We start from the raw sequence: 14,839 nt of genomic DNA, 5'->3' as shown, positions 1-14,839 counted from the left end.
ATCTTATACTGAAGCTAATACCAAACGTTCTTGTTTTACAAAATCTTCTAATAATGCAACTGCTTTGTCATTGCCGCCTGCTGTTAGAAAAGCGGTTTGGACTTCTTTGGCGGCATTTCTGTATTTAGGGTTTTCTAAAAGCTCAAAGACTGTTTTTCTAAGGTCTTCTATCCGAAGTCGTTTGTATCGAATACTGATTCCACAGCCCGCCTGTTCAATCAACTTTGCGGTATGAAAGTGATCGTAAGCGATTGGTGTAATCAACATCGGCAGACCATTAGTAAAGGTGTCGTTTACAGTATTGAAGCCACCATGACAGATCACCATATCCATATGCGGCATCAATGTAGATTGTGGGACAAAACCATTTACAATAAAATTAGAAGGCCATTTGTCAAATATATCAGGCGGTGTCGCGGCTATTATAGTAACGGGTTGGTCGGCAAATGCTTCAATGAGTTTGCCAAAAAAATCTTTTCGGATATCCACTAATAAAGTACCCAAAGACACAAATATTTTTGGCGTTGTGCTGGCGGCTAATCGTTCCCAGTCAAATGGACTATTATTCGGACGGCCTTTTACCGGACCTACAAATTTCATGTGTGAGGGTACCGTTTCAAAACCGGCAAATGATTGCGAGGTGAAGACTAGGTTTAATTGATGCGAATGTATGAAGATACCCTCATCAGCGATACCGACTTCTTTTTGCAGCTCTTTGATGAGATTTTGCTGCCATTCAAATATTTTAGGAGCACTTTTCTCGGTGTCACCCATAACATCCGGTGGTACCGGGGTTGTTGTTACAGAAGGGATACGATGTTTGTGTGCAAATAAAGCGCCGCCAAAAGTGATACAGTCATTAATGATCACGTCAGGCTGCCAGTGACCGAGTAGTGTTTCTAAGCCCGGCATCATCATTTTGGCAAATGGAACATAGGTTTCTTCCAGTGCCAGTTTCATGACTTCCGGTCCCGAACAAGATGGGCCATCGTCTTGTCGTTTTAATATTCGCTGAAGTTCCTCCTGATAAGGCAGGAGATCTTCCTCGGGATAGATATAAGTTCCTCCTGTCGGAATATGTTCCTTCGCCAATGGTGTAATACCAAACCATTTGACTTCATGACCACGAGCCAATAAACTGGCCCCCAAACTCAATGTTGGACTGATATGTCCGAAAAATGGCGGAACAACAACGAGAAATTTGGCCGGAGATTCAGTAGATCGCTTTGCGGAAATTATGGCATGTTCCAGTAGATCTGCTGCAGTCTTCGTTCCGCCTGCATCTATAAAAGATTGGCGAACTTTGAGAGCAGCTTCCCGATATTGAGGATTATTCAGAATATCATGAACACTACTTTTTAGATGATTTGCTTTAAATCGGTTAAAATTGAGACGTTCACCCGCTCCGGTACGTACGACACGTCCTGCAACATGTGACTGATCGTATGCAATTGGAATAACAACGAGTGGCAGCCCCTGTGAAAGGGCTTCTGAGACCGTGTTGTGTCCGCCATGGCACACGACAGCATCTAAATGAGGTAACAGATCCAATTGTGGGATTTGTGAATAGACCATAAAATTTTCAGGCCACTGATCAAATAAATCCGGATCTGAAACCACTACAACCGTTAGATCTTCCTCCTGAAAGGCATCGATTACCTTTTGAAAAAATGCTTTTTTATGCTCGTGGTCGAATGTGGTGCCGATGCTGACTAAGATTTTTTTCCCTGGACTGTTTTTCAAACGCTCCCAATCGAAAGTGCTGGATATACGGCGTTCTGTTACTACCGGACCTGTGAATTGATAGTTTGAGCTGAGATCCATTTCTCCAAAGAAATATTGAGAGGTTAACACTAAAGTAAGAAGATCAGAGCAAGCCAGTGATTGGTTTTCTTTGACACCAAGCTCTTCTTGTAACGCCAGGATCTGATTGACTTCCCATTCGTGTACTTTGGGTAACTCACTTATAATTTTGATTGCTGCCGGGGCAGTTACGGAGGTCGCATAAGGACGATTCACTTTTTTTGCCGCAATTGCCGCTGCAAATAATTGATGATCACCAATGACTAAATCCGGCTGATAAATTTCCAACAGCTTAACAATTCCATTATAACAATGTCTGTTTAAAGGGATCAACACTTCTTCGTATAAAAACTTGATACTGTCAATACCGTAAACGACCTTTTTTGAAATGATATCGAGATACTGTTCGCTCTCTCTTTTTTCTTCGTCAGTCTGATCGTATTGGATAAGCAATAATTGTCCGCCTGCAGGAAGTTTAGATTCTAAGGTTTGGTCAAGACTGATCCATGCTACTTTATGTCCTCTTTCTAAAAGCTCAGCACCAATACTCAATGTAGGATTGACATGACCTGTTAGCGGGGGAACAACAAATACAAATTTAGCCATAGTTCTGTAATAAAGGGTTAGTTAAAAATTGAACAATAGTTTCTGCTATCTGAATGGGAGCCTGAATGGGAATATTGTGATCTCCATCGATGAGTTTCAGCTCGGCTGTACCAATTTGAGATTCTAACCATTCTCCTGTCGGTTTACAGTCAGAAGTTGATCCATAGAGCAACAGAGTGGGTATGCGTAATTCGGAAATAGGTACCTGATACAGAAAATCTTTTTCTTTAACCATATCTGCTTTGATACTGGTCTGGTGGAATAAAAACTCGTATAACCGATGGTTTTTTTCGAATTGTCTTTTTCCCATTTTCACTTTTGTGGTATCCGTAAAATTGGCGATGTAATGTTCGAGAAATTCCTTGCTGTACGATTCGATAATACCTCGTGCCTTTTCATCTTGCGGATCCGGTGCTTCAATGACAACCAATTGATCTACACGTTCAGGGGCTATCAAAGCAGTTTGGAGTGCAATAAGTCCGCCAAAGCTATAACCAACAAGTTGTGCTTTTTTGATTTGGAGGTAATCCATCATTGCTATTAAATCAGAGGACATATTTTCTAAATCATATCCTTCTAAGGTACGCTCACTTCTGCCATGACTTTTTAGATCGTACATCACCACATGAAAGTGTTGCGCCAAAATGGGAGCAATGTTAAAATAATAAATAGAAAGATTACTAAACATACCGTGGATCAGTACCACGGTATCTTCAGCACCTTTATTGAGTTCCTGTACGTGAACTTTTTTATTATTAATAGTGATTATTGGCATTCGTAGATATAATTAATGATCTTATTCAGATCAAGATTGATCAGTTCATCCAAGTCCATAGCAGACAACCAGCCCGTGAAATCGATCTGATCGCCAAAGTGTGATTTGATTTTTTCTGAAAAAGATACAATCTCTATACTGTCCATTTCCAGATCTTTGGTAAATGAACTTTGCGGAGTGATATCCATTTCTTCTACAAATTCTTCACCAATAATTTCTGTAATAAAACCCTTTAAAAGGTTGAATAACTCCTCATGATTTCTTTTTAATGTTGTGTTTAAAGTGTCCATCCGATAATATAATTTAGGTGTTTGATTGTTTTAATTTCAATTTGATCGATCCAGAGATGATCGCCTTGTATGCAGGTTACTTCGTGTCTTTTGGGGTTACCTTTCAGCCCCGTTCCCAATAGTTTTCCATAAGCTTCTTTTGCTACCCAAAATCGGGTGGTCCATTCGGCCTGATCTCGTTCTTCCAGTAAGGCTAATTCTGTATCGGTGAATACCAATTGATAAAATTCAGGACTGCGTTCGGCAATGATTTCCATGTCAATACCCACCGGTTTATCGTGTCGCGCAATGGCTACAGCATCTTTTCCTTTATGTGCCAGTGAGATCTGAATCTGTTCTGTAGCATTGCCTTTGAGATGAGGTTTGCCTGTTTTATCAGAATAAATCTCAAAGGTGATAGGATAACTGGGCTGCTTTTTCTTTTCGCTCAGCACCTGTCTTACGGCATCTTTTACGGCTACACGGCTCACCATCCAATTTTTTCTGCGATTGGGCAGGAGCTCCTGATAGTATTGTTTTTCCCTTTGATTGAAATAACGTTTCAGTATAAAATCCCAGGAACTTACGCGTGAGTAGGCCTGATGAAAGAAAAAGACTTGTGGGGCAATTTCTTCCGACAGACGGTTATGGAGCGGAGACATGGAAACATTCCATAAAGCTTCGTCAATTTCTAATCTCCGGTTTTGCCATCCTTTTATCGCACACCAAACTTTTCCGTCTCTTTGTAGCACAATGTCGGCGATAGCAAATTCATCGTTTAATTCAGTCAGTATACAGGTACACTCAAATACACCGTCCTGATCGTGCATATCTTCGAAGAATTCAATTTGTTTGATTTTGACCGGAAAAGCAATGCGGTCTTTGGTTAAGGTAAGCTGTAACCATAATCCAAATAATTGTCCGGCATTATCCAATAAGGAACCTTTACCGCCATTACCTTTTATTTGTCCTGTAATGCCTTTTTTTCCAACAGCTGATACGACCGTAATACCCTGATATTTTTCTCCATGGAACATGTGCTTCTCATAGATTTCCAAAGGAGTTCGCTCAATCGGCAATCGTTCGCCTATAGACAGATCAAAAACAGGTTGTGGCGGATGTGATGCTGCTAAAGATACTTCTGCATTGGCAAAATTCTCTATGTCCAGATAGGCGTGATGGTTGGAACGCCAGACGCCTTTTATCGTTTTTTCAAAAGGCCTGGCAACGTTCATCCATTGAAATACACTGACGTTCATGATTTTGTGAATTTTGGTTTCCGGCTGTTCTGCTTGCGCTGCTTCTGCCAGTAATTCAAAAATCATGGTCATTGGAATTACAGGTTCCATATCTGCCACATCCGACCAGCCTTTCGGTTGTCGTAAAAGGCTGTGATCAATCAGATAAGGATGCGTATCTAAATTGACGTGTAGTGTTTTTGTAAAAGGACTGTCGATCAGTTGTTTTTTCGTTAAAACTGGTGTGAAAACGACGGCTTCTCCCTGATTTTGAAAGACATCCAGTACTTCTTCCTGCATTCGGATCATATCGGCGATGTTTTCCTGAAAGGCACGGACCAAGGGGTGACTTACTTTTGCTTCGGTCAAAACCTTTTTGGGCTGTAGGGTATGGATCGATTTTCGTAAATTTCGTATCGCTTCAAAATCACGTATAATAGGTGATCCTAATTGTAATTTTATGCCTTTTTTAGGAACTATTTTTCTGTGATTTTGAATGTTTAAAAAATCGAGCGCCAGTACTTTTCCTTCTACAAATAAAGCGGCTACTACCCGTTGCAGCTGAGCAAGTGCTGTTCGATTGGCTACACTTGAAGCAAGGGTACTGAAGGGGCTGCCTTTTAGCGTATCATCAATAAAACCGATTAATCCTCCTGTACCTACCTGAATAAAAAAACGAACTCCTTCCGCATAAAGTTTTTCGGTTAGTTCCCGGAATCTTACAGGCTGTACCAAATGTTCGGCGCTTAATTTACGGATAGACTTCTGATCTGCCGGATAAGGCAGGAGGGTAGTGGCTGACCACAATGGAATTTTTGTTTTTTGGAATTGAACTTTTTCCATACCGGCTAAGATTACATCCAGTTTATCTGCAACAAATGGAGAATGAAAACCGGATTGAAACGGTAAAACCTGGTGGAATATCTGTTTTGATTTTAATAAAGGGGTCAATTCCTGAAGTGCCGCATTTGTACCACACAGGATAACCTGATGTGGACAATTATCATTGGAAACATAAAGGTTAGGAATTTGTTCAATCAATGGCTTTACCTCTTCAAGACCTGCTCCGATAGCAATGAATTTTGAATCTTTTAGTTCAAATGTTTTCGGATCAAGAACATCGATTAGATCCTTGACAGAACTGGCTTCGGCCAAATCTGAAGCATATCCTGCTAACCATTCTCCTAAACTATGTCCGGCATTCATATCCGGATAGATTCCCAATTTTTTTAAGGAACTGTCCAGTATGCCACAAGTATTAAAAATACCTAATGCGTCGTTCAGCAGTCCTTCACCGGCTGTTTCTATAGGTGCTGTCAATCCAAAATATCGACTGACAGTTTCAACTTCACCTTTTTCTAAACCGTCTAATCCTGGGAATACAAAAGCTAGTTTGCCGCCATTTTGTAAAAGGGGAGCAGAGGTGTACCAAATATCTTGTTTATTGCGCCACGCATTATTTTTGGACACAATTTTGATTGCTTTTTGGATACGTTCGGGTGTTGGATCAAAGAGTGCAATACGATAATCTCCATTTCCTACGGAGGTATCGTTATCCTGAAGGGCAGAAAGTAAAGTTTCACGTGTCGGTCTTGCAAGCAACAATACTTCGTCTTTTTTAGGGATGTCATACCCTTCTAAAACAACGTGGGCGTTGATCCCTCCAAATCCAAATGCGTTTACTGCTGCGATTTTGGGTAAACCGGCTTGTGACCAGTTCTTAGCTTCCTGAATCGGTGTAAATCTGGTGTCTTGTATAGAGGCAGTTGGGTTTTCACAATATAAGGTAGGTGGCAATGTGTCGTGATGTAGGGCCAGACAGGTTTTAATTAAACCCGCTATTCCGGCAGCTGGCATGGCGTGCCCTATGTTGGATTTGACTGATCCTATACCGGCGCGTGCAGCGGTTTCTTCTTTGCCAAAAAATTGTGCCAGAGTTTGCAGTTCTGTTTTATCACCTAAAGGAGTTCCCGTGCCATGAGCTTCCAGATAGCCAATTTGCTCTTTATTTAAATTGGCTTGTGTCCACGCTTGTTCCAATGCTTTTAACTGGCCTTTTACAGAAGGGCTCATCACGCTTGTTCCATTGCCATCACTGCTGATACCAACTCCTTTAATAACGGCATAAATTTTATCCTGATCGCGTACAGCGTCTTCCAACCGTTTTAGGACAACGAAACCACAGCCTTCTCCAATGAGCAATCCGTCTGCATCTTCGCTAAAGGGCTTGATTTGCTGTTGATGTGATAATGCTCCCAATTGGCTGAATATGCTCCAAAATGCAGCATTTTGACCGGTATGAACTCCGCCGGCAATCATCATATCGCTTCGGCCACGCAGCAACTCTTGCACGGCATGGTCTACGGCTACAAGAGCGCTTGCACAGGCCGCATCAACGGTGAAAGCAACGCCTCCAAGATTGAATCGGTTGGAGACTAATGAGGCAACAAGGTTGGGGATTAACCCCATGGCGGTATCTGCAGAAAACCGCCCTTTGCGTTCCTGAAAGGCCTGTTTTATTTTTTCAATATCGGAAGAAGATACCTCCGGCAATAGTTCTTGCAAAAGTGAGAATATCTGTTCGCCAGTACGTACAATTTCAATGGCGCGTGTAGCTCCGGGACCTGTATAATTCCCTTTTCCGATGACAATTCCGGTTCGTTCCAATGAAACTTTTTTTCGGAATACACCTGCGTCTTCTAATGCTTTTTGAACGAGTTCGAGTGTTAATAAATGGTCGGGTTCAGTGCCTTCAACGGCAAGAGGTAAGATACCAAAGGCCGTAGGGTCGAATTCATAATCAGGAATAAACCCGCCACGATTACAATAAAAGCGGTCCGTAGCTTCCTTGCTTCCGTTAAAGTGAACAGGATCGATTCGATCTGCCGGAACAACTTGCGTGGAGTCGACTTTATTGATGATATTCTGCCAGAATTCCTCTGCATTTTTTGCACCAGGAAACAGGCAGGATAAACCTACAATAGCAATATCTGTTTTTTTCATAATAAAGGAATACGACGGTTATTACCAATTTTTGCCGGACATAATTAATACCTGACTTTCTGTTCCATATTTGATTTCGTTCAGAAATAGTTCTTTCCCTTCTTCTAATGGGATCAGCGAAATTCCGCGGCGTTCGTACTCACTTTCTAATGATGAAGAAACCATTCCCGCGCCTTTCCATGGCCCCCAGTTGATCGAGATTACTTTTCCTTTCAGCCTTTTGTTTAAGACCTTGGCATAATCATCCAATACACTATTGGCTGCGGCATAATCCGTTTGTCCTTTGTTACCATACACAGAAGCAATGCTTGAAAATAAAACTACAAACTGGCAATCTGAACGCAATTGTTCCGCCAGCACACGTAAGGGTTTTACTTTTGTATCAAAGACACGTTCAAAAGAACTGGTGGTTTTCTGCTTGAAAAGTTTGTCTTCTAAAAGACCTGCGCCATGAATGACACCGTCCAATTGCCCATATTGTTTATAAATATCATGGATAAGCTGAGTCAAGCCCTCTTCATCGCAAACATCTAAGGATTGATAGACTACTTTATTTCCCAATTCTTCCATGTGTCGAATGGTACGCAGAATTTGATTGTTTTTGAAAATTCGCAGCGTCTCTTTTTCAATTTCAGATGGAGCACTGAAATTACCGGTCTTGATGAAGTAGCTTCTGATTTCTTCTTTCGATTCCATTAATTCTAATTCTTTTGAATCGGTAATAACGTCTCTCGGGTCTGTTGATCTGCCCACAAGAACGTAGGTACATGGATAAGTGGCGGACATGTGTTTGACCAGTTCCGCAGTAATCCCCTGTCCTCCGCCAAGGACTAAAACAACCGATTTTTTGTCCAATTCGATATGTGCCTGATCAAGAGCGGTTAACATGGGCGAAGGTATTATTTCGACTTTATGGCGTTGATTGTTTTTGTAAATCACTTCAACGGATTGGTCTGTTGTCAGGATCTCCCGTAAAGTAATTTCGGCTATTTGGTCTACTTCCTGTGCCGTATTGAGACTGATCAGTCTGAAGTTGGTTTGTTCAAACTCACGAGCTAAACTTTTGAATAAGCCGGGATAACCCTGATAATGACGTAGTGCACGGGTGTCTTTTAATTCTTCTACATGTGCCGGGATATCGGAGATCAAATAAATCCATTGCGCTTTTTCAAGATCCATATTCTTAATTAAACCAACGTGGTCGATGATACTATGCTTCACAGTAGCGGAGTATATATCGGTAATAATCAGTCCATCAAAGAGCGTTAGATTTTGTTCGTTATGAACCAATTCAGTAATTGCACCGTATTGTTCCAATATTGTTTTTATGGCCAGGGTTTGTGTTCCATTGTCCGGAACTATTGCAAATCGTTTTCCTTTGAGGATTTCGGTGTTTTGTGCTTCGGAAATATGGGTGGGTACTAAATCAAACCGCAGGCGTGTCAATAAACTTTGTACAGGTTCAGTTGTACTCATTTCACTTATCCAGGCAGCTAAACCATTTAACGTTTTTATGGCGGCTAATTTTTCCATAAGATCATCAGCCTGTTCCTTGTCATCACCAAATCCGATTTTGTTTTTGAGATCGCTGATGATTTCCATTCGTTTAATGGAATCTATACTTAAATCGGCTTCCAAATCCAGATCCAGTCCCAACATTTCTTTCGGATAACCGGTCTTCTCACTAACAATATCTAAAATGGCCGTTTGCAGTTCTGCAAGTGTCACGGTGGTTTTATCCGCTGTTAAAGGTGCTACTGTTGCTAATTCAATATTTGTTGCAACTGAATCAACAGTACCTGTGTATTCCGTAAGCCAGATTACAAGTCCATTTAAAGTTTTTATGGCCGCCAGTTGTTCCATCACCGTATCTTCATTTTCATGATTACTGTTGAGTATGCCAAGCTCATTACGGAGCGCGCCGATAATTTCAACTCTTTTAATAGAATCAATGCTGAGGTCAGCTTCCAGATCCATTTCCATTCCTAACATTTCCTGCGGATAGCCGGTTTTTTCGCATACCACTGTTAACAACAAAGATTTGATATCTCTTGAAGGTACTTGCAGTGTTACTTTAGCTATCGGTTTATCGTTCGTAATTACGGTTGCTGCCAATTGATGAGTCGTCTTATTTTCTACCGGCGCAGCATAAACGGGAATAGGAGTTAGGTGCTGCTGTTGTCCTAAGAAGGAAAGCATGACATCCCGCTGTGCCTGGATCAACATTTTCATACTGTTTAAATATTCTTGTAATATGTGTTCTGCGGCAGGTTGTGTATCTGGTGTTTGGATGATCTTGGAGTTTGTCATTTGAATGGGAGTTACAATTGGTAATGCACCATGAGCAGGTAATGTACCTGTGGTTGGATGAGCGGCTTGTCCATTTACACGCCAAATCGTTGGGCTCTTTTGATAAAGATCCGGTTGATCGATTTGGATTAAATTTGCGTATCTGTCTTCAAAAAGTTTATTTAGATTAAAGGTGCGGCCAGTTCCAAGGTATTGTGCCAACATGCAAAGGAGGTGGGTGAGACTGTTATGATTGTTATCTTCAACATGTAGGATCAGTTCCTCTTGATTGAGGCAGGCCTTTGTTAATCCTGTTAATATTTTTCCGGGACCTACTTCAATAAATATCCTTGCTCCATCGGCATACATGGCCTGGATTTCGTCAACAAAATGCACGGGTTGCACCAGGTGATCGGTCAATTGTGCTTTAATGTCAGATGCCGCGCTTGGGTATAAGGCTGCTGTAGTGTTGGACCAAACCGGAATCTGCATTTCCTGAAAAGGAATTTCTTTCAGAACATTGGCATACAAATCTTTGGATTTGCTCACCAAAGGACTGTGAAAAGCGCAGGCAACTTCTAGTTTTTTGGCTGAGATGCGTTCGTTTTTAAGTGCCTCGATGAATTTGTCAATGGCTGCGGTACTTCCGGCAACAACGCATTGAGTTGGTGAATTGTAATTGACCGGATAGCAGTCCTGATGTTGGTCCAGAATTGTTTTCAAACGATCTGCATCAATGTTTACGGCTACCATAGCTCCGGGATCACCATCTGTAATGGCATCTAGAATAGATTGTGCCCGTTTGCTGCTGAGTTCAACCAACTGTTGTTCGTTAAATACACCGGCAAAACATAAAGCCGGTAACTCTCCATAGCTATGTCCTGCTAACATATCAGGTACGATACCGAATGACTGTAACAATTGAGCTAAGGCAAGATCTACAATACCTAAAAGAGGTTGTGCGAGACGGGTATCCTTAATGGTTTCTTTTTGTTTCTTTAACGTTGCGGTATCAAATGTGGCTGCAGGGAAGACTACTTTTTCTAAATCAGGATATTGTGATATGATTTTTCGCAGGGCAGGAAACAGCACGAACAGATCTCGTGCCATATGAATGTTTTGGCTGCCTTGTCCGGGAAACAAAAAGACAGTTTTACCCACTCGTTTGTTGACCATAAAAATATCTTTACTTTCAATGCCTGTTAGCAAGAGTTCGATTTTCATCACCAGATCTTCGGCTGTATCTGCAACAATGCTCAATTGTATCGGTTTTTCTGAACCCACGGCTAAGCTGTAGGCAATGTCTTTTAAAGATAAACTATCATTGATTTGCAATAAAGTTTTTACCTGTTCTAATTGAATTTTGGCTGCATCATAATTATCTCCCCGGAAGACGAATAATTCGGAGGGCCAGGATTGTAGGATGGCGGCTTCTTCTTTTTGCGGATGATTTTCGATTACCATATGAAAATTGGTACCACCAAAACCGAAGGCACTAATACCTGCATAACGCTCTTTTTCGGACCATAATCCTGTTTTTGCATGAAAAGCAAAAGGACTTGTGTGGGCATCGAAGTAGGCATTGGGCTGTTGGAGATGTAGGGTAGGAGGTTTTACTCCGTGGTATACAGACATAGTGGCTTTGATAAGTCCGGCCAAACCGGCAGCACATTTGGTATGTCCAATTTGTGTTTTTACAGATCCAAGATGGGTCTGAGACGGTAAAGCTCCGGATTTTAGAAATAGATTGGTGAGTGCCGTAAGCTCCGTTTTATCTCCCACCACTGTTCCGGTACCATGAGCTTCAACTAAACCAACTGTAGCGGCACTGATACCTGCCTGATCATAGGCGCGTTCCAGTGCGCGTTCCTGACCGATTTTTCGCGGTGCGGTAAGACCAAGGGCTTTACCGTCGCTCGATCCTCCAACACCTTTTATCACCGAATAAATACGGTCACCATCACGAAGGGCATCTTCATATCGTTTTAAGACTAAAATTGCGACCCCTTCGCCCAGCGCAATACCGTCGGCAGCACTGTCAAATGTTGCGCAGCGCCCTTTGCGGGAGAGGGCATGTGTGCTGGAAAACATCAGATAATCGTTGATACCGTTATGCAAATCTGCTCCTCCGGTAAGTACCATATCCGATTTGCCCAGGATCAGTTCCTGGCATGCCAGATCAATAGCAGCTATTGATGAAGCACAGGCAGCATCTACGGTAAAATTTCTTCCTCCCAGATCCAGACGATTTGTAATTCTACCGGCAATTACATTGGCCAATATACCCGGAAATGAATCCTCGGTAGTTTGTGGGAATGCTTTTTCTACTTCTTCGTGGAGCTCTCCAAAAACTTGTTTGTAATAACCTCTGAAACTGTAACTGTTTGCAAGATCATTTCCGCCTTCAGCACCAATTATAACCGATATATTTTCTCTGTTGATTTGTTTTTCACCATAACCCGCATCTTCCATTGCACGTTTGGCAACGAGTAAAGTTAAAAGCTGCGTTGGTTCTATGGCTGCGAGAGATTGTGGCGGAATGCCAAATTCTAATGGGTCAAAATCTATTTTTGGAATAAAACCGCCCCATTTTGAATGTGACACATCCGAACCATTAGAATCAGGCTGATAATAGAGGTCTTTATTCCATCGTTCCTCCGGTACTTCCGTAACGCAGTCTTTTCCAAGAATGATGTTCCGCCAGTATTCTGCTAAATTTTTGGCACCCGGGAACACGCATTCCATACCTATGATAGCTATATCCAGGGCTTTGTCGGTTGATGAAGGTTTTTCCGGCAGAGCTGCCTGTTGAATATATTTTTGATTTTCGATAGCAACGTTATGATGGAGTGATTCCAGTGTAATCACCTGATTGTGCATGGTGGCTACCTGCCCAATCATATACATGCCTAAATCAAGTTGTTGGTTTTTGGGTATCGTTACGAGTGCATCACCTTGGCGGTCAATGCCTTTTGCTGCAATCCTGAGACGTCCTACATTCAGTTTTTCAAGCTCTTCCCAAATTTGCTTTTTGTCCGTTCCAAGGGCTAGTAACTTTTTCTTTTCATTGTCGAAATGTAGAGCGAATGCCGTATTTAAACAACGTGTTTCATGGCCTGGTGCCGTTTCCAGCAAAACAGTATCTTTAGCTTTCATTGCTTGCTGCTGAAACTCTTGCTGAATTGCTCCTGTACTCACTGCTTCTTGTGTATACAAATAGGCTGTTCCCATTAATACACCAACTTTTACACCTCGGGCAGCGAGAGTGGCGGTCATAATAGATACAAAGGCCGTGGAAAAAGCATCATGAATTCCGCCGGCAAAAAATACACTTATATTTTCCGGATGATCTTCTTTTAAAATACGTTCAATTTGTTTTTCCCAAAGTACTGTGCTGGAGAGCGGGCCAACATGTCCACCACATTCCCGACCTTCAAACACGAAATTTTTGGTGCCTTCTTTTAGGAAAATATCCAGTAACGCTGGGGAAGGTACATGTAAAAACGTAGTTATGCCGGCTTTTTCAAATACTTTAGCTTGTGCAGGCCGACCTCCTGCGATCAATACTACGGGAGGTTTGGCTTCAAGGATATAGGCGGTTTGTTCTTCTCGTAATTCTTGTGGAGCAAAACCTAATATCCCTACACCCCAGGTTTTATCACTGGTCAGTTTTTGAGTTTCGATGACTAATGCTCTTGCTTGTTCTCCTTTGAGTAAAGAAAGAGCTATAAAAGGCAAAGCTCCTGTTTCGGCTACCGCTTTGGCAAATGCCGGAACATCACTTACACGGGTCATCGGTCCCTGGGCGATCGGGTAGCGTAGGCCAAGTTGTTTGGCTAATGGATTGTTTTGATCAATAATTTGAGATGCTTTTGCTTGTTTCAGATGACCATATAGAGCTTCTTTAAGTCCAAAAATCAATTTTTTTAGCGTTTTGAAATTTTCACATAAATCTGTTGCTAAAGCAATGTCTTGCCCCATCGGAATGTAACTTTTTTCAGGGTCGAGATCATTAAAGTATTGTCCTAACTCTTCGATAGAAACATTTTCAGATAAAACAGGCGAATTGGGTCTAACCAATACGCGATGCTGGGCGATGATTTTGGTTTCTGTTCCATTTAATTTCGAACATAGATTTTTGAGTTCCTGTGGAACGGAACTTTCCGGATATAATGCCAATTGACTGTCTAATACAATACCTTTTGCCCCAAGTGCTTTTACAGCGGCAGCGGTATGAAGGCCTATTCCTCCTTGTACCCATACAGGTATGGTCTTGATTTCTTGTATGACACGCTGAAAGAGAACAAATGTGGATTCATAACCAACTAATCCCGCAGCTTCGTTTCCTTTTACAATAATTCCAACAGCTCCCAGTTGTTCGGCTTCTCTGGCTTGTTCAAGGTTAGTTACCTGATAAATTCGTGATACGTTAGGATAGATTTCTACTGAGATTCCAAATGGAAGGATCGCAAGACTTACCTGTTCGGGCAGTTGAAGGGATGTTAACCTGTCACTGGTAAGGTATACACCGTAGGAAGGTATATTGTTCCCGTCAAGTTGATGTAATGCTTCCTGAGCGATTTCGATATCATGTCCTAAACTTAATACGGGGAATGCTCCGGCTTGAAATAATTGAGACATTAGGTTGACGTCTGGCTTTTCAAAAGGCGTTAATCCTATAATAGTAGAATTTTTCATAGGTTGATAAGATTGAAATGAGATTTGGAAATGGTGTAACTTCAATAATGACCTTTGTGGTACTATAGTAGTTATCGTGGTATAGTGGAATAAAAGTAATAAATTTCTTCTAAATTACGAGTATTGAAATTTATTTTATAATGATTTTTTTACAAAAA

5 protein-coding genes are annotated in these 14,839 nt (G+C 41.6%); all 5 read right to left on the bottom strand.

Translation table 11 applies throughout. The annotated features are described in order from the left end of the window. Nucleotides 1–3 precede the first annotated feature (3 nt). From B0A80_RS18195 to B0A80_RS18175, 5 genes are read right to left on the bottom strand one after another with little or no spacing between them, the layout of a single operon-like run. Nucleotides 4–2,409: a glycosyltransferase gene (locus tag B0A80_RS18195; RefSeq protein ID WP_089078223.1), complete on the bottom strand. Its 2,406-nt coding sequence runs from the start codon at nt 2,407–2,409 to the stop codon at nt 4–6. Beyond that, nucleotides 2,402–3,184, bottom strand: a complete 783-nt coding sequence (locus B0A80_RS18190; RefSeq protein WP_089078222.1) for an alpha/beta fold hydrolase — start codon at nt 3,182–3,184, stop codon at nt 2,402–2,404. Before B0A80_RS18190 ends, B0A80_RS18195 begins: the two co-directional genes overlap by 8 nt. Further along, entirely contained in the window at nt 3,175–3,474 is a 300-nt protein-coding gene (locus B0A80_RS18185; RefSeq protein ID WP_089078221.1) for an acyl carrier protein, read from the bottom strand. Before B0A80_RS18185 ends, B0A80_RS18190 begins: the two co-directional genes overlap by 10 nt. After that, nucleotides 3,462–7,694 carry a type I polyketide synthase gene (locus B0A80_RS18180; protein ID WP_089078220.1) on the bottom strand — a complete coding sequence of 1,411 codons (4,233 nt, stop codon included), beginning with the start codon at nt 7,692–7,694 and terminating at the stop codon, nt 3,462–3,464. Before B0A80_RS18180 ends, B0A80_RS18185 begins: the two co-directional genes overlap by 13 nt. Before the next feature lie 21 nt (nt 7,695–7,715). Further along, complete coding sequence (locus B0A80_RS18175) at nt 7,716–14,681, bottom strand: type I polyketide synthase (RefSeq protein WP_089078219.1); 6,966 nt, start codon at nt 14,679–14,681, stop codon at nt 7,716–7,718. Nucleotides 14,682–14,839 lie beyond the last annotated feature (158 nt).

The sequence above is a fragment of the Flavobacterium tructae genome, from assembly GCF_002217475.1.
Taxonomy (GTDB): Bacteria; Bacteroidota; Bacteroidia; order Flavobacteriales; family Flavobacteriaceae; genus Flavobacterium; species Flavobacterium tructae.
This window is presented reverse-complemented; position numbering and strand designations above follow the sequence as displayed.